This window comes from Thermus caldilimi (genome assembly GCF_004684245.1).
In the GTDB taxonomy this organism is placed as follows: domain Bacteria; phylum Deinococcota; class Deinococci; order Deinococcales; family Thermaceae; genus Thermus; species Thermus caldilimi.
Genome location: NZ_CP038452.1, coordinates 1,675,256 through 1,694,469 on the forward strand (window position 1 = coordinate 1,675,256; position 19,214 = coordinate 1,694,469).

Consider the following 19,214-nt stretch of genomic DNA (forward strand, 5'->3'; position numbering starts at 1 on the left):
ACCATGAGAACATGGCTTCCTCTTTGCTGGAACAGCTTTCCGCAGACCTCGAGGTCCTCTCAGGGCACCTCCGGGCAGGACTGGATGAGTTCGGCACCCTTTACTGCTACCTGGAAGGTGCCCGCGGAGGAAGGACCCACCTCCTCCACGCCCCCTACGAGGAGGCCTTGGCCGTGCTCCAGGCCCTAAACGGCCTCTCTTTCCGGGGGCGGATCCTTCTGGCCCTGGATCCCTCGCCCCTCTCGCCCACCTTAGAGGGCCTTCCCCTGTCCGGACCCACCCGGGCACCCCTGGCCCACCTTTTGGAAAAAACCTGTCCCGACCGTCTCCTCTTAGCCTTTCCCGGGGAGGGCCTTGGCCAAAGCTTCCCGGGAGCCAAGGAAACTCCCAAGGGCTGGCAACCCCTGGATGCCGAGGAGGAACCCCTGGTCTTGCAGGTGGAGGCCCCCACGGGCCTCACCTACCAGGAGGTACGGGCCTACGAGCCCTGGGAAAGCCCCTCCCTTCCCCTTAACCTTCCCATAAGCCCGGGGCCTTATTGGGGAAGGGTGGGCTTAGCCTTAGGGGTTCCCACCTACGGGGTGGGTTTGGTAAGCTTACGGGCAAGCCTGGAGGCGCTTCTCAGCCTCTGGTAACAGGAGGGAGAATATGGTGTACATCGCGCTGTTTGCCTTGGGAGCGGCCCTGGTTACCCTGCTCTTCTACCTGATCCTGAACCCCCGCGTGCTCACCACCGAGGGGGAGACCTTTGACCTGCGCTTTATCCTCTTCATGCTGATGCTCATCGTCCTGGCCGCCAGCACCGTGGCCCTGATGCTGACCCTGGGCAAGATGCACCACCTGCTTTAAATCCCAAGCCTTCCTTTGGCCGGAGGGCGCCTTTTGTGTTTTGCGGGTTTCCCACCTCAGGAAGCCCGGCTTGTTTCCTTTTCGGAAAGCTCCTTGCGAAGATAGACCAGGTCCTTTTCCAGGACCTTGCGGGTGGCCTCGAGGACCGGAGCCAACTCGGGCGGGAACTCCCAGGCCAGGTGGCCTATGCACACCAAAAGCCCTTCCACCATGGCCTTCTCCTGCTCCCGCCTGCGCTTGCCCCCCCGCAGGGCACTGTAGGCCAGGTGCTCCAGCCGCCGCACCACGCACACCCTGGGCTCACCCCCTACCCCGGCGCAGGGCAGGCCCTTCGCCCCGCTACAGGTGGCATAGGCCTGGGGGTAAAGAGGGGCCAGCTCAGGGTGCCCTAAAAGGGCAGGCCCCAAGGGTCCCGCATGGGCCGCGGCCAGGCGTAGGTAGGCGGCGTGGCGGGCGCGGCGAGTTTCCACCTCCATGGTTCCATCTTAGACAAGGGCCACCGGGACAAATGCCCCAAAGGGCTAGGAAAGCCGGAAAGGGCTCCTCAGCCCGGCCAAGGCGATGGTTCTGGCCTCCTCCGGGGCCCAGGAGAGGGCCAGGACCCCTCGGTAGGCCCTCAGGGCCCTTTCCCGCTCCCCCGCCAGGTCCAGAAGCTGGCCAAAGCGGGCCAGCACGTAGCCCGGCAGGTAGCCGGGGTGCTGGAAGTCCATGCGGAACACCTCCTCCATGAGGCTTAAGGCCTCCTGCCACTGCCCGGCCGCCAGGTAGATCTGGGCCGCCAGGTACAGGGCCTCGGGATCCCCTATCTGGAAGAGCCCCTCCAAGAGCCCCGCCCAGTCATCCTCCTCCTTAAGCTGCCAGGCCCGGTCCAAAAGGGCCCTCTGGCGTTCCTTCTCCGTGGGCTCATGGGCCATGGGCAAGGCCTCGGGAAAGCTCTTGGCCAGAAGGAGGTAGTCCAGAAGCTCCGCCACCACCACCCCTTCCCGGCCCCTCAGGGCCTCCGCCACCCTTTCCATGCGGCGGGCCCGGAATCCCGTGGCCGGACCTTCCCCGAAGGTCCGGGCGTACCCCTCGTAGATTTGGCCCAAATGGTCTAGAAAGGCCTGCGAGCCCAGGACCTCCGGGGTAAGGGGAGCCTCGAGGAGCTGCAAAAGCTCCTGGTCAAAAGCGTGCATCCGCTCCAGGTGGGGTTTCCCCAGGGGGTGCTGGGCCAGGGCCTGACGGAAGGCCTCGGCCTCCTCCCTTAGATGGGCCTCCTCGTCCAGGGGCACCACGGGAATGCCCTGGGCCTCTGCCCAGGGAAGCAGGTGAAAGAGAAGGGGATCCTCCTCCCGCCAAAGCCCTTCCCGCAGGCTTTCCCCCGAGTGGGAGGCCAGGTAGAGGACGGAGGCACTGGCCTTTTCCAAAAGGGCCAGCACCGTGGCGGCGTTGTAGCGTGGATGCAGGATGTGGAAGGGCCCAAGGGAAGGAAGAAGCAACATCCTCACCATCTTAGACCTCCGGGACCGCAACTACCGCCTGGCGGTGCTCAACGGCTGGCTGGTGTGGCTGGGGGATACCTTCTTGAACCCCAACATCGTCCTCACCAGCTTCACCGCCACGCTGGGGGCCCCTGGGGCCCTGATCGGCCTCCTCCCCGCCTTGCTGCAGGCCGGGGGTATGATCCCCCAGGCCTTCCTGGCCCCCTACGTGGCCCGCTTTCCCCGCAAGATCGTGCTTTACCGGAAGGTGGCGGCCCTAAGGCTTTCCGGGGTGATCCTCATGGCCTTGGCCACCTTCTTCCTGGGTCCTTGGCCCCACCTCCTCCTTGCGGGCTTCCTCGTGGGCCTTCTCCTGAATGCCCTCTTCACCGGGGTTTCCAGCCTCCCCTTTTGGGAAGTGGTGGCCAAGACCACGCCCGTGGAGCGCCGGGCCCACCTCTTCTCCGCCCGGAACCTCATCGGAGGGCTTCTGGCCTTCCTGGCGGGCTTTGGGGTCCGGGGAATCCTTGCCCTTCCCCTTCCCTTCCCCCTCCCCTACGCCCTCCTCTTCGCCCTGGGAGCTTTGGCCTTTGGCACGGGCTGGTACCTTTTCGGCCTCACCCGGGAGCCGGAAGAACCCCCCAAGGAGGAAAGGATCTCCCTGGGCCTACCCCTCGAGCACCAAGGCTTCCGCCGCTACCTCCGGGTGCGGGTTCTCCTGGGCCTTGCGGGGATGGCCGAGCCCTTTTATGCGGTGTATGCGGTGCGCACCCTGGGACAGGGACAGGAGCTGGGCCTTTACCTCTCCCTTTACGCCCTTTCCTTCACCTTTTCCAACCTGCTTTGGGCCAGGCTGGCGGAGCGAGGCTCCAAGGGAGTCCTCCAGGCCGGGGCTTTCCTGGCCCTCCTCGCTCCCCTTCTGGCCCTTCTCCTCCCCGGGCACCTCTTCGGTTTGGTCTTCCTTCTCCAGGGGGCCTACCTGGCCGCCTTGGGGCTTTCCACCACCACCTACCTCCTGAACCTGGCTCCACCCGAAGAGCGTAGCGCCTTCATCGGCCTGGCCAACACCGTGGCCGGGGTCTTCGCCTTCGCCACCGTCCTGGGAGGATGGGTGGCCGACAGCCTGGGGTTTTCCAGCCTCTTCCTCCTGGCAGCCTCTTTCTACGCCTGGGCCTTTTACGCCGGGAGGAAACTCCCCCAAGAGGGGTAAAGACGGGAAAAGCCCCGTGGGCCAAAGGCTTCCATCCAGCTTATCCACGCCCCTGCCCATGCGGGTTCGGTTCCGGCATCCCCTGCAAACCCTGGGTTTACCCCAAGTCCTCGGCTTAGCTGAATCCATCCCCACCGGCCACGGGGCTGTGTATAGTAGGGTTCATGGTGGTCTATCTACCGGATGGGAAGGCCCTCGAGGTGGAGGAAGGAGCCACCGCCTGGGACGTGGCCCGGGCCATAGGCCCGGGGCTGGCCAGGGCGGCCGTGGGGGCCTTGGTGAACGGGGAGGTTTACGACCTCCTCAAACCCCTTCCCCCAGGGGCCCAGGTGCGCATCCTCACCGAAAAGGACCCTGAGTACCCGCTTCTCTTCCGCCACACCCTGGCCCACGTCCTAGCCCAGGCGGTGAAGGAGTTCTTCGCCGAAAAGGGTTACGACCCGGAAAGCGTGCGGCTTGGGGTGGGGCCGGTGATCGAAAAGGGCTTTTACTACGACATCGATGCCCCTGAACCCATCTCCGACGAGGACCTGCCCGCCATAGAGGAGAGGATGCGGGCCATCATCGCCAAAGACCTTCCCATGCGCCGCTTTGTGCTGCCCAGGGAGGTGGCCCTTTCCCGCTACCAGGGCAAGGACCCCTACAAAACCGAGCTCATCCTGGACCTGCCCGAGGGCGAGGAGATCAGCTTTTACCAGCAAGGGGACGAGGCCTACGGCTTCACCGACCTCTGCCGCGGGCCCCACGTGCCCTCCACGGGCCGTATTCCCCCCCACTTCAAGCTCACCCACGTGGCCGGGGCCTACTGGCGGGGGGATGAGAAAAGGCCCATGCTCCAGCGGGTCTACGGGGTGGCCTTCCGCACCGCCGAGGAGCTTAAGGAATACCTTTGGCAGCTGGAGGAGGCCAAAAGGCGGGACCACCGCCGCCTGGGGCGGGAGCTGGAGCTTTTCCTGATAGACCCCATGGTGGGCAAGGGCCTGGTGCTTTGGCTTCCCAAGGGGAACGTGATCCGCGAGGAGCTCATGGCCTTCATGCGGGAGGAGCAGATCCGGCGGGGCTACCAGCTGGTCACCACCCCCCACATCGGTAGCCTGGAGCTCTACCGAACCAGCGGCCACTACCCCTACTATGCGGAAAGCCAGTTTCCTCCCATCAGCTTCAAGGAAAGGGGCGAGGAGGAGGAGTACCTCTTAAAGCCCATGAACTGCCCCCACCACATCCGCATCTACGCCTTTAAGAAGCGCTCCTACCGCGAGCTTCCCCTGAGGATCGCCGAGTTCGGCACCGTCTACCGCTACGAGAAGGCGGGGGAGCTTCTGGGCTTGACCCGGGTGCGGGGCTTCACCCAGGACGACGCCCACCTCTTCTGTACCCCCGAGCAGGTGAAGGAGGAGTTCTTGGGGGTCTTGGACTTGGTCCTGAAAGTGCTTTCCACCCTGGGCCTTAAGGACTATAGGGCCCGCATCGGCACCCGGGACCCTAAGAGCGACAAGTACGTGGGGGATGAAACCAAATGGTCCCTGGCGGAAAGGCAGATTGAGGAGGCGGCCCTGGAAGCTGGCCTCCACTACACGGTGGAGGAAGGGGATGCCGCCTTTTATGGCCCCAAGCTGGACTTCGTGGTGAAGGACGCTTTGGGAAGGGAGTGGCAGCTTGGCACCATCCAGGTGGACTACAACCTCCCCGAGCGCTTCGGCCTCACCTATGTGGGGTCGGATGGGGCCGAGCACCGCCCGGTCATGATCCACCGCGCCCCCTTTGGCTCTTTGGAGCGCTTCATCGGCATCCTCATCGAGCACTTCGCCGGAAACTTTCCCCTCTGGCTCGCCCCGGTGCAGGTGGTGGTGGTGCCAGTTTCGGAAAAACAGGAGGACTACGCCAAGGAGGTGGTCTTTAGGCTCAAGGAAGCGGGCCTTAGGGCCGAGGCCGACCTCCGCCCGGAGCGCATGCAGGCCCGTATCCGCGACGCTGAGCTGCAGAAGGTGCCCTATGTCCTGGTGGTGGGGGACAGGGAAAAGGCCGAGGGCACGGTTAGCGTCCGCAGGCGGCTGAAGGGGAACCTGGGAAGCATGCCCCTGGCCACCTTCCTCGAGGCCGCCTTTAAGGAATACAAGGAACGCCTTTTGGAGCCAGCCTTCTGATGCGGGCCAGGTCCACCATCTTCACCCTCTTTGTGGAATACATCTACCCGGAACGGCGCGCCCGGGTGCGGGACCTCATCACCATGATGGAGGTCTTAGGCTTCTCCGAGGGAGCGGTGAGGGCGGCCCTTTCCCGGAGCGCCAAAAGGGGCTGGGTGGTGCCAGAGCGGCGGGGGCGCATAGCCTACTATGCCCTTTCCGACCGGGTCTACTGGCAGGTGCGCCAGGTTCGGCGGCGCCTCTACGAGGCCAGGACCTCCTGGGACGGGCGTTTCCTCCTGGTCCTGCCGGAAGGCCCCAGGGAACGGGGGGAAAGGGAACGCTTCCGGCGGGAGATGGCCCTTTTGGGCTACGGTAGCCTGCAAAGCGGGGTCTACCTGGGGGCGGGGGTGGACCTCGCCGCCACCCAGGAGCTCCTCGCCTTCTACGGGCTTTCCGCCACCCTCTTCCGGGCGGAACACCTCGGGCCGAAGGAGGAAGTGCTCCGCGCCTTTTCCCTTAAGGAGGCCTCGACCCATTACCAAACCCTCTTCTCCAGCGTGCCCCCGGTGCTCGAGGACCCCCTCTTGGCCTTCCGGACCTTGACCCGCCTGGTGCACGAGATGCGCAAGCTCCTTTTCCTGGACCCTCTTCTTCCCCCCGAGCTCCTGCCCCCCTCCTTCCCAGGCCCCTCCGCCCGGCAGGGTTTCCTTACCCTTCGGGAAACCCTTTACCGGCAGGCTGAACCTTTCCTTAAAAAGCTCTCCCTCCCCCTCTCAGCCCTCTCACCCCGGGCAGGATAACCTTTAGGGGATGAGGCGGTTTCTATCCCTTCCCCTAGTCCTGGCCACCCTGGCCCAAGCCCAGGTGGTCATCCCCTTCTGGCACACGGCGGGCCCCCCAGGGAATACTGTCCTGGAGGAGGCTATAAAAAGCTTCAACGAGTCCCAGCGCACCTACCGCCTAGAAGCCCGCTACGTGGGGGACTACCGGGAGGCGGGGGTCAAGCTCCTGGCCGCCTTGCGCTCGGGAGGGGCCCCGGTCCTTTTCCACGGGGAGCTTTCCTTCCTCCCCCGCCTGGCCCAGGAAGGGGTGGCCTTGGCCCTGAACCCCTACCTCCAGAACCTGCCCAAGGACTTGTACCCGGAGATGATGCGAACCACCCAGGTCCGGGGGCAGACCTATGGCCTTCCCTTGGGGCTATCCGTGCCCGTCCTCTACTACAACAAGGATGCCTTCCGCGCCCGCGGCCTTAAGCCCCCCAGGACCTGGGCCGAGGTGGAGGAAGCTGCCAGCAGGCTCACCAGCCGCACCAGCAAGGGGCTTGTCATCTCCACCGATATCTGGAGCTTTAACGCCCTCGTCATGAGCCTGGGGGGTAGCTTGGTCAGGGATGGGCTTCCTGCCTTCACCTCTAAGGAGGTGGTGGAGGCCTTGGAGATGCTGTACCGCATGGTGCAAAAAGGGCACGCCCAGGCCAGGAACCTGGCCGAGGCCCAGTTCGCCGTGGCGGATTTTCTGCGCACCAAGGCCTTCATGGGCATCGGCCCCACCACCGCCTTGCCGGTGGTGCTTTCCCAAACCTCCTTGCCCTTTGGCGTGGGCATGGCCCCCCTGCCCAGGCGGGAAGGGGGCGCGGTACCCCTTTCCGGGGCGGCCCTGGCGGTGCTCAAGGGGGCAAGCCCGGAGCAAGCCCGGGGGGCCGTGGCCTTCTGGCTCCACTTCTTGGATCCCAAGCGGCAGGCGGAGTGGGTGCGGACCACCTGGTACCTGCCCTTGCGGAAAGAAGCGGAAAGGGAGCTCGCCGACTTCCTGAAAGACCCCGAAAGGCAGGCGGTCTTCGCCCAGGCGGAGGTGGGGCGCCCCTGGAACCAGGACCCGGAGCTGGTGGTCTGGTACAGCTACCTGGAGGAAGCCCTGGAACGAAGCCTGAAGCAGGGGGTGAAGCCCCAGGTGGCCCTCGAGGAGGCCCAGAGGAAGGCCATGGCAGCGGAAAGGCGCTAGGCGGTTGACGCCCTCTTGACAAAAGGGATGGTACAATCCCTCCCATGAAAAAGCTGTTGGCCTTGGCCCTTTTCCTCCTCCCCGCCCTGGCCCAGGTGGAGGTTTCCTTCTGGCACGCCATGGACGGCCCGGCGGGGAGGCTTCTCGCCACCTTCGCACAGGAGTTCAACGCCCGCCAAGGGCTCTACCGGGTGGTGCCCCAGTATGCGGGGGACTACCGGGACGCGGAGACCAAGCTGGTGGCCGCCCTGCGCACCGGAGCACAACCCGTCCTCTTCCAAGCGGAGATCTCCTTCTTCCCCCGACTGGTGGGGGAAGGCCGCGCCCTGGCCCTGGACCCCTACCTGAACCTGGACAAGGCCTTTGTGGACGATCTCTTTGAGCCAGCCTGGAACTACGGGGTCATGGAGGAGCGTCGCTACGGCCTGCCCCTCAACACCTCCACCCCCGTGCTCTTCTACAACCTGGACGCCTTCCGGGCCAAGGGGCTTAAAGCCCCGAGGAACTGGAAGGAGTTCGAGGAGGTGGCCAAGGCCCTCACCTCCCGCCAGGCCAAGGGCTTCATCTTCGTCACCGACCCCCAGGCCTGGCTCTTCGAGGCCATGGTGACCAGCCGGGGGGGGAGCCTGGTCAAGGATGGGAAGCCCAACTTCGCCTCCAAGGAGGCCCTCGAGGCCCTGGAGATGCTCTGGCGCTTAAACCGCGCCGGAGCCCTTTCCGCCCGGAGTATGGCCGAGGCCACCTTCGCCCAGCTGGACTTCGTGCGCACCAAGGGCATGATGGTCATGGCCTCCATCGCCAACTGGCCTGCGGCGGAGAACTACTCCTTCGCCTTCACCCTGGGGGTGGCCCCCGTGCCCCGGGAACCGGGGGGTAAGGTCCCCTTGGGCGGAGCCCAGCTGGTGGTCCTCAAGGGGGCCTCGGAGGCCCAGGTGCGGGGGGCCTTGGAGTTCTGGCGCTACCTGATGGAGCCCCAAAACGTGGCCCGCTGGGTGCAGGCCAGCTACTACGTGCCCGTGCGTAAGTCCGCCCTTCCCCTCCTGGAGGGCTTCTACCGGGAAAACCCTTTCCGCAAGGTGGCCTTTGAGCAGATCGCCCATGCCCAGGAACGCCCCCGCATTCCCCAGTTCTCCGCTTGGGCGAGCCTCTTGGCCGAGGCCCTGGAGAAGAGCCTGAAGGGGGGCATCCCGCCGCAAAAAGCCCTGGAGGAAGCCCAGCGCAAGGCCGAGGCCATCCGCTGAGGCCCTAAAATGGCAGGGATGCGCCTAGGCTTTAGCCCCTTTAACGCGGAGATCGGTTACGAGGAGGCCTTCCGCCTGGCGGCAGAGCTCGGGGTGGACCTGGAGGTGCCCTACGACCTGCACGAGGTCCTGCCCCTTCCCGACGCCAAGACCTTGCGGGCCACGGGGGAGGCCCTGGGAGTAGGGTTCACCCTGCACCTTCCCTTCGTGGAGATGAACCCGGCTAGCCTCATCCCCAGCGTCCGTGCCTTGGCCGAGGAGCGCCTCAAGCGGGCCCTGGAGTTTGGCGAGGTCCTGGGGGCCAAGGTGGGGGTGCTCCACACCGGCCAGGTGCCCGTGCGCCACCCCATGGCCTTAAGCCTGGCCCGGGAGGCCTTGGAAAAGACCCTCTCCGCCCTCCTTCCCCTTCCCTTCCCCGTGGCTTTGGAAAACCTGGCCCTTTCCGAGGAGGACCTCCTCCGGGGCCCGGAGGAGCTAAAGGCCCTCCTGAACCGCTTCCCCCAGTACGGCTTCTGCCTGGATGTGGGCCACGCCCTGGTGGAGCTGGGTCCCCTGGGTCCCTTCCTCTACTGGGAGGCCCTAGGAGACCGGCTCATCCACCTGCACCTCCACGACAACCACGCCTGTAAGGATGACCACCTGCCCGTGGGCACGGGAGCCGTCCCCTGGGAGAGGCTGGCCCCCTGGCTGAGGAGCTTCCCCGCCACCGCGGCCCTCGAGGTGGGCGGGGGCACTCAGGGAGTGCGGCAAAGCCTTTCCCGCCTGCAGGCCCTCCTTGCCTCCTAAGCCGCCCCTTCCTTAAGGGGGGACATCTGTCCTTGCCGGGGTACGCTTATAGTAGTGGGGTGGGGGTTTGTACCCCCCTTCACAAAGGGAGGCAGAATGGTCGTAGACCGGATCGAGGTGTACCTGGACGGGGCGGCGGAGCCCCTGGCGGTCCTGAAGGAACCCCCGTACCGACTCAACCTGGACACCCGAAAGATCCCCGATGGGGAGCATGTCCTGCGGGTGGTAACCCACTTCCGTGGCGGAGGCCAGGAGGTTCGAGAAATCCCCTTCACCGTTAACAACTACCCCGACGTGATGGTTCTGGGCCTGGACGAGGGCGGAGAGGTGGCGGGGACCCTCGAGCTCCGCCTGGCCGTGGGAGAACCCGAGCTCCCCGTGGAGCCGGTGCGCTTCAACCCCATCTGGTACGTGGTGGCCTCGGTGGTGGTCCTGGGAGGGATCTGGGCCTACTTCGCCCTGAGCCCGGCCACAGAGAAGATCGTGGCCCAAGTGGCCCCTCCCGCTCAGGAGGCCCAGGCCCACGGCAACCAGGCAGCCCCTGTGGCCAACGTGGACCAGGCCCTCATGGAGAAGGGCAAGTCCATCTACGAAACCCACTGCGCCGCCTGCCACCAGGCGAACGGCCAGGGCGTCCCCGGAGCCTTCCCGCCCCTGGCGGGCAACCCCAACCTCCAGGACGCCCAGAAGGTCCTAGAGGTGATCCAAAACGGCCTGCAAGGTCCCCTCACGGTCAACGGCCAAACCTACAACGGCCAAATGCCCGCCTTCGGCCAGCTCTCCCAGGAGGAGCGGGTGGCGGTGGCCACCTACATCCGCAACAGCTTCGGCAACAGCTTCGGGCCGGTGGAAACCGCCCCCGCGGGCGGGACCCAGGGCGCAGCCCCAGCCCCAGGGGCAGCCCCCGCAAGCCAGGCCATAAGCCCGCAGGAAGCCGCCACCTTGGCCAAGGAAGGGGAAGGCCTCTACGCCCAGCACTGCGCCGCCTGCCACCAGGCGAACGGCCAGGGCGTCCCCGGAGCCTTCCCGCCCCTGGCGGGCAACCCCAACCTCCAGGACAAGACCTACCACATCCAGGTGGTCCTAAACGGCCTGCAGAACAAGCCCATCACCGTGAACGGCCAAACCTACCAGGGGGCGATGCCCGCCTTTGGCCAGCTCTCCGACCGGGAGATCGCCGCCATCCTCACCTACGAGCGCACCGCCTGGGGGAACAACCTGGGGCCGGTGAGCGAGGCGGAGGTGAAGGCCGCCCGCTGAGGAGGTGCCCATGTACCGCAACGACCCCGTTATACCCACCTTCGCCCTCATCCTGGCCGCAGGCCTCTTCTACATAGCCTACCTGGATGGGCTCCACATCGCCCGCCTCCTGGGCCACACTCCAGAGGAACTCTCCGTGGGCCAGATCGGCCTGATGGCCTTCGGCGCCGTCTTCCTTCTCTACGGCCTCATCGGCCTGGTGTCCTACTGGCTGGAGGGAGTAGAGCTGCGCCCCGGCCGCCACTTCCCCGCCCCCTCCACGGCTCCTGTAGCGGTAGGGGTAATCCTAGTCCTCCTCCTCACCGCCCTTTCCGGTTTCTTCGTGCGCCTTATCGTTTACTCCGCCCAAAGTGGTCACAACCCCACCTGGCTCCAGGGCTTTGTCTTCGGAGCCATCAGCCTGGTGGTGGCCGCCCTTTTGGGCATTTACAAGAAGTACTTCGGTCGGGACGAGGTGGTCACCGAGGAAGAGAAGAGCCACTTCCCCTGGTAAGAGGTGAAGCATGGACGAACGCGAGATTCGCTTGCAAAGATCCCGCAGGCGGCTTTTCCTGAAGACCGCCATCGGCACCGGAATCGGCCTCTCCCTGGTTTCCGCCTTCTACGTGGGGGCGAGCCTGCGCCCCAAGGCAGAGGTCACCCCAGAGAAGGAACCCCTGAAGCCGGAGGACATCCTGGTCTACGCCCAAGGCGGGGGGGAACCCAAGCCCATACGCCCCGAGGAGCTCAAACCCGGTGATCCCTTCGTTCTGGCCTACCCCATGGACCCCAAGACCAAGGTGGTGAAAAGCGGGGACGCGAAGAACACGGTTCTCGTGGTGCGTTACCCTCCACAAGACCTGGCCCCCGAGGTAGCCCAGCACGGGGTGGAGGGCATTGTAGCCTACTCCGCGGTCTGCACCCACCTGGGCTGTATTATCAGCCAGTGGGTGGCCAGCAAAGGAGCAGGGCTTTGCCCTTGCCATGGAGGAGAGTACGATTTCGCCCACGGGGCTAAGGTCATCGCTGGGCCCCCACCTAGGCCCGTACCCCAGCTCCCCCTCAAGGTGGAAGGAGGGGTGCTTGTGGCTGCTGGAGAGTTCTTAGGCGAGGTGGGGGTGAAGGCAGAAGGGAACTCCTGCCGCCACGTCTAGGGGGGAAGCATGTACAAATGGTTGGACGAACGCCTAGATCTCACGGGCCTTTACCAGAAGGTGCTGCGCAAGGCCTTCCCGGTGCATCACTCTTTCTTTTTGGGAGAGATCACCCTCTTTGCCTTCATCGTCTTGGTTCTCACTGGGGTTTTCTTGACCCTAAACTTTGAGCCTTCCATCCGCGAGGTGAAGCTGCCAGATGGGCGCACGGTGCCCGCAGCCTATGCCAGCGTTCTCTACATCGACAGCCTCCCCTTTGGGGCTGTGATCCGCAGCCTCCACCACTGGTCGGCCCACGTGATGATCGCCGCCGCCTTCTTGCACATGCTCCGCATTCTCCTCTCGGGGACCTACAAGAAACCCCGGGAACTCAACTACCTGGTGGGCCTGGCCCTCTTGGGCCTGGCGGTGGTGACCGCCTTCACCGGCTACGCCCTGCCCTACGACAACTACGCCGTCACCGCCACCCGGATCGGCTACGGGATCGCCAACTCCATCCCTTGGGTGGGAGCCACCCTGGCCCAGGTGATGTTCGGCGGGGAGTTCCCGGGCTCGACCAAGTCCATCCCCAGGCTTTTCAGCCTTCACGTCCTCTGGCTTCCCCTGCTTCTCATGGCCCTCATCGGGGTGCACATGGCCATCATGCTGAAGCAGAAGCACACCCAGCCCCGGTATGCGGAAAGGGTGGCCCCTGGAAGGATTCTCGGCGTGCCCATGTATCCCCAGCAGCTGGTGATGATGGGCATCCTCTTCGCCCTGTACGTGGGCATCATGACCATGATCGCCGGGGCCTTCCTGGCCCACCCCATCGAGGCCTTCGGCCCTCCCACCCCCAACACCCCGGCGGTCAAGCCCGACTGGTACTTCCTCTGGATCTACGGCATCCTGCAGCTCATCCCCTCCACCTGGGAGTTCCACCTCTTCGGGGCCACCATAGGACCGGAGTTCATCGGGGGGGTGGTGATCCCGGGGATCCTGGCCCTGGTGGGGCTTCTCCTGCCCTTCGTGGACATCCGCAAGGACAAGATGCGCTACATGGAGCTTCCCTCGGAGCATCCGGTGCGCACCAGTGTCATCCTGGCCCTTTTGGTCTTCTTCCTCATGGCCACCCTGGCCGGGTACAAGATCGACTTCCAGCAACAGGGCTCCATCCTGGGAAACAACGCCGTGCTCTGGACCTTGGTCCTGGGCGGGCCCTTGCTCACCTACATCGTCTCCTACACCCTGCTCCGCATCTTCTACGGAAAGGAGGAAATCCTGTATAAGGCCTAGGCCCCTTGGTCTAGAAGAAGGGCCCCCACCACAGGCGGGGGCCCTTGCCTTACCCTTCAGCCTACGAGGACTTTTCCTCCTCGAGGCCCAGGCTCGCCAGCAGGTCGCCGTAGAGGTCGCCCAGCTTCACGCTGGCGCTCGCCGTGGGCACCGCCGAGGCATCGTAGAGGTTGTACTCGGCCACCGCCCCGTACTCGTACTCCCGGCGCTCTTCCCGGCGGGGTCCGGGCTTCCTCTTGCCCCGGGCCTCCTTGCCCTTGGCCCGGCGGGGCCGCTCCTCCTCGGTCTTGGGGGGAGGCGGGGGCAGCAGGCGCTTGCGGGAGAGGGAGATCCGCTGCTCCACGGGGTCGATGTTGAGGACCACCACCTCCATCTCCTCCCCCTTCTTGAAGAGGGCAGCGGGGTTCTCAATGCGCCCGTGATCCAGCTCGGAAACGTGGACCAGCCCCTCCATGCCGGGCTCCAGCTCCACGAAGACCCCAAAGTCGGTGATCCCGGTGATCTTGCCCTTCACCACGGTGCCCGGGGGATACTTCTCGGTGAGGAGCTGCCAGGGATCGGGCTGGGTTTGCTTGAGGCCCAGGGAGAGGCGGCGCTCGGCGGGATCCAGCCTCAGCACCACCGCCTCCACCTCATCCCCCTCCTTCACCACCTCCGAGGGATGCTTGGGCCTTTTGGTCCAGGAAAGCTCGGAGATGTGGATGAGCCCCTCGAGGCCAGGCTCCACCTCCACGAAAGCCCCGAACTGGGTGAGGCCCACCACCTTGCCCCGGACCCGGCTTCCCACCGGGTACTTTTCGGCCACGGTGGTCCAGGGATCGGGGATCAGGGCCTTGATGGAAAGGTTGACCCGTTCCTTCTCAGGGTCCACGGAAACCACCTGGGCGCGCACCTTCTGCCCCTTGTGGATGACCTCCTTGGGGTGGTTAAACCGCCCCCAGGTGATCTCGGAGCGGTGCACGAGGCCGTCCACCGGACCCAGGTTCACGAAAGCCCCGAAGTCGGTAACGTCCACCACCGTACCCTCCACCACCTGGCCGGGCTGCAGGCTTTGGAAAAAGGCCTCCTTGGCTCGCTTCTGTTCCTCTTCCAAAACCGCCCGACGGGAGAGGAGAACCCGCCCCTTCTTGCGGTTAAACTCGATGATCTTCACCAGGATCTGCTGGCCCACGTAGGCGTCCAGGTTGGGGATGCGCTTGAGGTCCAGCTGCGAAGCGGGGATGAAGGCGGACACGCCATCCAGGTCGGCAACCACACCCCCCTTGACCTTCTCCTTCACGGTGACGGTCACCGGCTCGCCCTTCTCATAAAGCTCCCGGATGCGGTCCCAGTGCTCTGTGGCCTCCACCCGCTTGCGGGAAAGAAGGACCTGGCCCGTTTCGGGGTCCACCTTGATCACCTGGACCCGCACCAGATCCCCGGACTTCAAAAGGGCCTTTAGCTCTTCCTCGGAAAGGGACTTCTCCGTAAGCTCGTTAAAGGGGATGATGCCTTCCGTCTTTGCGCCGATATCTACCGCCACACCCTCCGAGCCCACCAGGACCACCTTGCCCGTCAGGATCTGGCCCGGGCGCACGCGCTTTTCCAAGCGGGCCTCGGTTTCCTGAAGGGCCTCCTCCATGCTGAAGGTCTGGCCTGGGGTCAAGTTGGCTTCGCTGACCTGGATCGCCTTTTCTTCCATGCCGCCTCTTTCCTCCTTACGCGCCTTCCAAAGAAGGCGGGCGCCTTTTGCGCACGTCCACACGAAAAGGAGGGGGAGAAGCCTCACTCCCCGCTTCCGTGTGAACCGGCCCCGAAGGGCATACCCTTCTTTTATACCACGGGGAGGCCCCCTTGCCAAGAGGCACCAGGCCCCTTAGGCTTAGGTCATAATGAGCCCATGGAAACCCTAGCCTGGATGCAGGCGAAGCTCCCTGAGTTTTTAAAGGACCTCGAGGCCTTCGTGCGCCGGGAATCCCCCTCCAAGGACCTGAAGGGCCTAGGGGAAGCGGCGGCCTTCCTGGAAGAGGCCTTCGGGCCCCTCCAGGGTCGGCTTTCCCGCAAGGACACCCCCTTGGGCCCCATCCTCCTCTTGAAGCAGGAAGGGGAAGGGGCCCCGGTCCTGGTGCTTTGCCACTACGACACCGTCCATCCCAGGGGAAGCTTCCCCGAGCCCTTCCGCCTGGAAAGGGACCGGGCGGTGGGGCCTGGGGTCTACGACATGAAAGGGGGCATCGTGGCCTTGCTCTACGCCCTCCGCCACGCGGAGGCCACGGGAAGGAAGCTTCCTCCTTTGGAAATCCTCTTTACCCCTGACGAGGAAATCGGCTCCAAGGAGAGCCGGCCCCTCATTGAGGCCGCCGCCAAGAAGGCCCGCGCGGTGTTGGTCCTCGAGCCCCCCACGGCGGAGGGGGATCTCAAGGTAGCCCGAAAAGGGGTGGGGCTTTACCGCCTTAAGGCCCTGGGCAAGGCCGCCCACCAGGGGGTGGAGCCGGAAAAGGGGGTGAACGCCATCCTGGAACTCGCCCACCAGATCGTGAGGGTGGCGGCCCTCGAGGACCGGGAAAAGGGCACCACCCTAGGCCCCAACGTGGTGGCGGGGGGTACGGTGAGCAACGTGGTGGCGGAGGAAGCCTGGGTGGAGATCGACCTCCGGGCCTGGACCCTGGAGGAGGCCAGGCGGGTGGAGGAGGGGCTCAAATCCCTGAGCCCTGTCCTGCCTGGGGCCCGGCTGGAGCTTTCCGGAGGCCTGAACCGCCCTCCCATGGAGCCTACGACGGAAAGCCTGGCCCTCTTTGAAAAGGCCCGGGCCATCGGCGAGGCCCTGGGCCTCTCCCTGCGCCCGGGGCGGGTGGGCGGGGGATCGGACGGCAACTTCACCGCTGCCCTGGGGGTACCCACCCTGGACGGCCTCGGCCTCCTTGGGGGCGACGCCCACCAGAAGACCGAGTACGTGGTGGTCTCGGAGATCCCCCGGCGCACGGCCCTGCTGGCCGAACTCCTCTATGCCCTATGAGCCTCTTCGGGGCCCCCTACCCCCAAATGAACCTCTCCCCTTCCGCAAAGAAGGTGCAAAGGTTCTTGGAGGAAAAGGGCTTCGGCCATCTAAGGGTGGTGGAGCTTCCCATCTCCACCCGCACCGCCCAGGAGGCGGCAGAGGCCGTAGGGGCCGAGGTGGGCCAGATCGTGAAAAGCCTCGTCTTCGTGGGAGAAGGGGGGGCATACCTCTTCCTGATTAGCGGCAGAAACCGCCTGGACCTATCCAAGGCCCAAAGGGCCACGGGGGAAAACCTCAGGCGGGCTACCCCAGAGGAGGTGCGCACCCTGACCGGCTACGCCATCGGCGGGGTGCCCCCCGTGGGGCACCAGACCCCCCTACCGGCCTTTTTGGATCAGGACCTCCTCGCCTACCCCCTGATCTGGGCTGCAGGGGGTACCCCCAAAGCCCTCTTCTCCCTGACCCCAGAGGAGCTTCTAGCCCTCACAGGGGCACGGGTGGCGGATCTAAAGGAGGCCTAGGGTGTGGTTCCTCCGCAAAGACCCCCATGTGAAGCCCGAAGGGCCTTTGGCCTTCCGGGTGCGGGTGCGCACGAAAAGCGGCGAGGTGGTGGAGCTAAGGCTCTCCAAGAGCATGGAAATCAGCCCGGTGGAAGGAGGCTATTACGTGCGCAAGGAAATCGTGGCCCCCAAGAGCCTGGACCGGGCGGTCCTGGAGATCTGGTTTGACACTCGTTATCGCCCTCTGCGCAAAAGTATTGAGGGAGGAGAGCTTATACCTATCCGGGAATGGAACGGCTAGAATAAGGCCATGGAAAAAGTCCTGCTCCTCCTGGGCCTTCTGCTCATGGGATACAACGTCTTCTACGGCTTGCGGCTCAAGCGGGCCATCCCCGGCGGGGTCATGGGGGAAAGAAGCGGGCAGATGCTTGGGCTCATCGTCTTCTTCGCCCTTGCCTACCTGGTGGTCCTGATCCTCACCTGGAGCGAGCCCAGCAGCCTTCTCCTCTTCCTCCTCTCCCTTATCCTCCTCTTGGGGGCGGTCTTCGTCTACATGGTCCTGCGCCTGGTGGACGCCATCGTGGCTTCCTTGTAGCCATGGTCTTCCGCCGTAACCCCAACCCCCCGGAAACCGACTGGAAGCCCTCCCCCGAGGAGTGGCGCGTTTACACCCTCTGCGACGGCCGGCGCACCGAGGAGGAGGTAATGCGGGAAAGCGGCCTCGGGGAGGAGGCCTACGTCATCCTGGCCGCTCTTCTCAAGCGGGGCTTGATCCTGCCCGTGGAGGGGGCCAAGGAGCTTTGCCAGAAACTGGTGGGCCTCCTCAAAACCCGGCTCGGCCCCAAGGCCAATCCCTTTGTGGCCCGCCTGGAGGGGTGCCAAAGCCGGGAGGCCCTCGAGGAGGAAGCCTTAAGGGTAGCCCTCAAGGTCAAGCTCACCCTGGACCGCAAAGCGGGGGAAGAGCTGGAAAAGGCCATACGGGCGCTATTCCATTGAATGGGAAAGGGAAACCCCCTCCCGGGAAACCCCCCTTAAAGCCCCTGTCAGCGGGGCGGTATCCAGGGCTCGCCCCGGAAGAAGCCGTAGACCAGCCGGGCCACCACCGGCCCCAGGAGGATGAGGCCCAGAAGGTTGGGGATGGCCATGAGGCCGTTTAGGGTGTCGGAGATGGCCAAGAAGGCCTCGAGGCCCCCCAAGGGCCCCACAAAGGCCAAGACGGCGAAGGTGAGGCGGTAGGGCCAGCGGATCCCCTCCCCGAAGAGGAAGGCCGCAGCCTCCTCCCCGTAAAAGCCCCAGGAGACCATGGTCCCCAGGGCGAAGACCGCCACGGTGACGGCCAGGATAAGCCCGCCCAGGGGATGGGCTTGGAAGAGGGCCTGCGCGGCCTCGGCGGCGCTTCCCCCTCCTTGCCAAAGCCCCGAGGCGATGAAGGTAAGGGCGGTGAGGCTCGTAACCAGGAAGCTCACGAACATCTCCGTGACCCCCCAGAAGCCCTGGCGCACGGGATGGTCCACCTGGGCCTGGGCGTGGGCGATAGGCGCGGAGCCCAAGCCCGCCTCGTTGGCGAAGATGCCCCGGCCAAGCCCGGCGTTGATGGCGGCGAAGAGGCTATACCCCGCCGCCCCCCCCAAGGCGGCCTCCGGGCTGAAGGCCGCCTGGAAGACCAGGGCTAGGGCCTCTGGAATCTGGCCCCCGTAAACCACCAAAAGGGGAACCACCGCCACCAGGAAAAGAAGGAGCTTCAAGGGCACCACCACCTGGGCAAAGCGGGCCACCCGCACAATACCCCCGCCCAGCACCACGCCCACCAGGAGGGCCAGGAAGAGGCCCACCAGGGCCGGGGGGGCTCCCAAGGGGGCCAGGGCCCCGCCCACCGCCCCCGCCTGGGAGAGATTGCCGATGCCGAAGGCGGCCACCGCGGCGAAGAAGGCGAAGAAATGGGCCAGAAAGCGGAGCCTGGGCAGGCCCCGGTACAGGTAGTACATGGGCCCCCCGGAAACCGAGCCATCAGCATAGCGGCGGCGGAAATGAACCGCCAAGGTGGCCTCGGCGAACTTGGTGCCGGTGCCGAAGAAGTAGCCCAGCCACATCCAGAAGACCGCCCCCGGGCCCCCGATGAGTACCGCCGCCAGCATGCCCAAAAGGTGACCGGTCCCCACCGTGGCGGAGAGGGCCACCATGGTGGCCTGGAAAGGCGTGATCTGCCCGCCGAAGCCGTAGGCGCGCTCGCGGATGGCTCCCAGGGTTTCGCTGAAGGAAACCCGCATCATCCGCAAGGGGGTGCTGAACCAGCGGATCTGGAAGATGACCAGATAAGCCCCCACCAGGAGGAAAACCAGCTTCATAGGAAAGCCGTATACGACCCGGTTGAGATACTCGTTTAAGGCCAGGATATCCAT

The 19,214-nt window shown here is 65.2% G+C and carries 20 protein-coding genes and 2 pseudogenes; 18 read left to right on the top strand and 4 right to left on the bottom strand.

Annotated features, from left to right (window positions below; genetic code table 11):
- Positions 1-11 precede the first annotated feature (11 nt).
- Together EBI04_RS08755 and EBI04_RS08760 are read left to right on the top strand one after the other, a co-directional pair.
- Positions 12-635: a hypothetical protein gene (locus EBI04_RS08755; protein WP_135257134.1), complete on the top strand. Its 624-nt coding sequence runs from the start codon at positions 12-14 to the stop codon at positions 633-635.
- Between the two features lie 13 nt (positions 636-648).
- Positions 649-849 (top strand): hypothetical protein, encoded by a 201-nt coding sequence (locus tag EBI04_RS08760; RefSeq protein WP_038041103.1) that lies wholly within the window; start codon positions 649-651, stop codon positions 847-849.
- A gap of 56 nt (positions 850-905) precedes the next feature.
- On the opposite strand, the gene EBI04_RS08765 is transcribed toward EBI04_RS08760, so the two are convergent.
- Entirely contained in the window at positions 906-1,325 is a 420-nt protein-coding gene (locus EBI04_RS08765; RefSeq protein ID WP_135257135.1) for a hypothetical protein, read from the bottom strand.
- Positions 1,326-1,370: 45 nt separating this feature from the next.
- A complete protein-coding gene (locus EBI04_RS08770) occupies positions 1,371-2,339 on the bottom strand; it encodes a tetratricopeptide repeat protein (RefSeq protein ID WP_135257136.1) in 969 nt (322 codons plus the stop codon).
- On the opposite strand from EBI04_RS08770, the gene EBI04_RS08775 reads away from it, so the two are divergent.
- The 11 genes and pseudogenes from EBI04_RS08775 (at position 2,296) to EBI04_RS08820 (ending at position 13,338) form a co-directional block, all read left to right on the top strand.
- Entirely contained in the window at positions 2,296-3,519 is a 1,224-nt protein-coding gene (locus EBI04_RS08775; protein WP_135257137.1) for an MFS transporter, read from the top strand. The two genes, EBI04_RS08770 and EBI04_RS08775, sit on opposite strands and share 44 nt — an antisense overlap.
- A 164-nt stretch (positions 3,520-3,683) precedes the next feature.
- Positions 3,684-5,663: a threonine--tRNA ligase gene (gene thrS / locus EBI04_RS08780; RefSeq protein ID WP_135257138.1), complete on the top strand. Its 1,980-nt coding sequence runs from the start codon at positions 3,684-3,686 to the stop codon at positions 5,661-5,663.
- The gene (locus tag EBI04_RS08785; protein WP_135257139.1) at positions 5,663-6,445 is read left to right on the top strand and encodes a PaaX family transcriptional regulator C-terminal domain-containing protein; all 783 of its coding nucleotides are present in this window, start codon (positions 5,663-5,665) and stop codon (positions 6,443-6,445) included. Before thrS ends, EBI04_RS08785 begins: the two co-directional genes overlap by 1 nt.
- Positions 6,446-6,455: 10 nt before the next feature.
- The gene (locus tag EBI04_RS08790; RefSeq protein ID WP_135257140.1) at positions 6,456-7,646 is read left to right on the top strand and encodes an ABC transporter substrate-binding protein; all 1,191 of its coding nucleotides are present in this window, start codon (positions 6,456-6,458) and stop codon (positions 7,644-7,646) included.
- Positions 7,647-7,690: 44 nt separating this feature from the next.
- Positions 7,691-8,887: an ABC transporter substrate-binding protein gene (locus tag EBI04_RS08795; RefSeq protein ID WP_135257141.1), complete on the top strand. Its 1,197-nt coding sequence runs from the start codon at positions 7,691-7,693 to the stop codon at positions 8,885-8,887.
- 18 nt (positions 8,888-8,905) lie between these two features.
- Positions 8,906-9,673 carry a sugar phosphate isomerase/epimerase family protein gene (locus tag EBI04_RS08800; RefSeq protein WP_167481930.1) on the top strand — a complete coding sequence of 256 codons (768 nt, stop codon included), beginning with the start codon at positions 8,906-8,908 and terminating at the stop codon, positions 9,671-9,673.
- Positions 9,674-9,769: 96 nt separating this feature from the next.
- A pseudogene (locus EBI04_RS13305) lies at positions 9,770-10,525 on the top strand (c-type cytochrome); the annotation flags it as partial.
- 153 nt (positions 10,526-10,678) lie between these two features.
- A pseudogene (locus EBI04_RS14000) lies at positions 10,679-10,933 on the top strand (c-type cytochrome); the annotation flags it as partial.
- 10 nt (positions 10,934-10,943) lie between these two features.
- Complete coding sequence (locus EBI04_RS08810) at positions 10,944-11,426, top strand: DUF1129 domain-containing protein (RefSeq protein ID WP_135257143.1); 483 nt, start codon at positions 10,944-10,946, stop codon at positions 11,424-11,426.
- A 10-nt stretch (positions 11,427-11,436) separates the two neighbouring features.
- Entirely contained in the window at positions 11,437-12,066 is a 630-nt protein-coding gene (locus tag EBI04_RS08815) for a QcrA and Rieske domain-containing protein (RefSeq protein ID WP_135257144.1), read from the top strand.
- Between the two features lie 9 nt (positions 12,067-12,075).
- A complete protein-coding gene (locus tag EBI04_RS08820; RefSeq protein WP_135257145.1) occupies positions 12,076-13,338 on the top strand; it encodes a cytochrome b in 1,263 nt (420 codons plus the stop codon).
- A gap of 61 nt (positions 13,339-13,399) precedes the next feature.
- On the opposite strand, the gene EBI04_RS08825 is transcribed toward EBI04_RS08820, so the two are convergent.
- Positions 13,400-15,019, bottom strand: coding sequence for a 30S ribosomal protein S1 (locus tag EBI04_RS08825; protein ID WP_135257146.1), 1,620 nt, complete (start codon positions 15,017-15,019; stop codon positions 13,400-13,402).
- A gap of 198 nt (positions 15,020-15,217) precedes the next feature.
- Here EBI04_RS08825 and EBI04_RS08830 point away from each other — a divergent pair, with 198 nt between their 5' ends.
- Genes EBI04_RS08830 through EBI04_RS08850 form a run of 5 tightly spaced genes read left to right on the top strand, consistent with a single transcriptional unit; the run spans position 15,218 to position 17,811 of the window.
- The gene (locus tag EBI04_RS08830) at positions 15,218-16,333 is read left to right on the top strand and encodes a M20 family metallopeptidase (RefSeq protein WP_135257147.1); all 1,116 of its coding nucleotides are present in this window, start codon (positions 15,218-15,220) and stop codon (positions 16,331-16,333) included.
- Positions 16,334-16,359: 26 nt separating this feature from the next.
- Positions 16,360-16,836 carry a YbaK/EbsC family protein gene (locus EBI04_RS08835; protein WP_135257923.1) on the top strand — a complete coding sequence of 159 codons (477 nt, stop codon included), beginning with the start codon at positions 16,360-16,362 and terminating at the stop codon, positions 16,834-16,836.
- A gap of 1 nt (position 16,837) precedes the next feature.
- On the top strand, positions 16,838-17,116 hold the full coding sequence (locus EBI04_RS08840; RefSeq protein WP_135257148.1) for a hypothetical protein: 279 nt from the start codon (positions 16,838-16,840) through the stop codon (positions 17,114-17,116).
- Between the two features lie 9 nt (positions 17,117-17,125).
- Positions 17,126-17,410, top strand: coding sequence for a hypothetical protein (locus tag EBI04_RS08845; RefSeq protein ID WP_135257149.1), 285 nt, complete (start codon positions 17,126-17,128; stop codon positions 17,408-17,410).
- A gap of 2 nt (positions 17,411-17,412) precedes the next feature.
- Positions 17,413-17,811, top strand: coding sequence for a hypothetical protein (locus EBI04_RS08850; RefSeq protein WP_135257150.1), 399 nt, complete (start codon positions 17,413-17,415; stop codon positions 17,809-17,811).
- Positions 17,812-17,858: 47 nt separating this feature from the next.
- On the opposite strand, the gene EBI04_RS08855 is transcribed toward EBI04_RS08850, so the two are convergent.
- Complete coding sequence (locus tag EBI04_RS08855; protein ID WP_135257151.1) at positions 17,859-19,214, bottom strand: alanine/glycine:cation symporter family protein; 1,356 nt, start codon at positions 19,212-19,214, stop codon at positions 17,859-17,861.

Bases quoted from the DNA above. Each gene is read 5' to 3' on its own strand.
- EBI04_RS08830 (WP_135257147.1), top strand. From the start codon at position 15,218: ATGGAAACCCTAGCCTGGATGCAGGCGAAGCTCCCTGAGTTTTTAAAG.
- EBI04_RS08855 (WP_135257151.1), bottom strand. From the start codon at position 19,214: ATGGATATCCTGGCCTTAAACGAGTATCTCAACCGGGTCGTATACGGC.
- EBI04_RS08760 (WP_038041103.1), top strand. From the start codon at position 649: ATGGTGTACATCGCGCTGTTTGCCTTGGGAGCGGCCCTGGTTACCCTG.
- EBI04_RS08770 (WP_135257136.1), bottom strand. From the start codon at position 2,339: ATGGTGAGGATGTTGCTTCTTCCTTCCCTTGGGCCCTTCCACATCCTG.
- EBI04_RS08815 (WP_135257144.1), top strand. From the start codon at position 11,437: ATGGACGAACGCGAGATTCGCTTGCAAAGATCCCGCAGGCGGCTTTTC.
- thrS (WP_135257138.1), top strand. From the start codon at position 3,684: ATGGTGGTCTATCTACCGGATGGGAAGGCCCTCGAGGTGGAGGAAGGA.
- EBI04_RS08755 (WP_135257134.1), top strand. From the start codon at position 12: ATGGCTTCCTCTTTGCTGGAACAGCTTTCCGCAGACCTCGAGGTCCTC.
- EBI04_RS08845 (WP_135257149.1), top strand. From the start codon at position 17,126: ATGGAAAAAGTCCTGCTCCTCCTGGGCCTTCTGCTCATGGGATACAAC.
- EBI04_RS08850 (WP_135257150.1), top strand. From the start codon at position 17,413: ATGGTCTTCCGCCGTAACCCCAACCCCCCGGAAACCGACTGGAAGCCC.
- EBI04_RS08775 (WP_135257137.1), top strand. From the start codon at position 2,296: ATGTGGAAGGGCCCAAGGGAAGGAAGAAGCAACATCCTCACCATCTTA.
- EBI04_RS08820 (WP_135257145.1), top strand. From the start codon at position 12,076: ATGTACAAATGGTTGGACGAACGCCTAGATCTCACGGGCCTTTACCAG.
- EBI04_RS08765 (WP_135257135.1), bottom strand. From the start codon at position 1,325: ATGGAGGTGGAAACTCGCCGCGCCCGCCACGCCGCCTACCTACGCCTG.
- EBI04_RS08785 (WP_135257139.1), top strand. From the start codon at position 5,663: ATGCGGGCCAGGTCCACCATCTTCACCCTCTTTGTGGAATACATCTAC.
- EBI04_RS08800 (WP_167481930.1), top strand. From the start codon at position 8,906: ATGCGCCTAGGCTTTAGCCCCTTTAACGCGGAGATCGGTTACGAGGAG.
- EBI04_RS08795 (WP_135257141.1), top strand. From the start codon at position 7,691: ATGAAAAAGCTGTTGGCCTTGGCCCTTTTCCTCCTCCCCGCCCTGGCC.
- EBI04_RS08790 (WP_135257140.1), top strand. From the start codon at position 6,456: ATGAGGCGGTTTCTATCCCTTCCCCTAGTCCTGGCCACCCTGGCCCAA.
- EBI04_RS08810 (WP_135257143.1), top strand. From the start codon at position 10,944: ATGTACCGCAACGACCCCGTTATACCCACCTTCGCCCTCATCCTGGCC.
- EBI04_RS08825 (WP_135257146.1), bottom strand. From the start codon at position 15,019: ATGGAAGAAAAGGCGATCCAGGTCAGCGAAGCCAACTTGACCCCAGGC.
- EBI04_RS08835 (WP_135257923.1), top strand. From the start codon at position 16,360: ATGAACCTCTCCCCTTCCGCAAAGAAGGTGCAAAGGTTCTTGGAGGAA.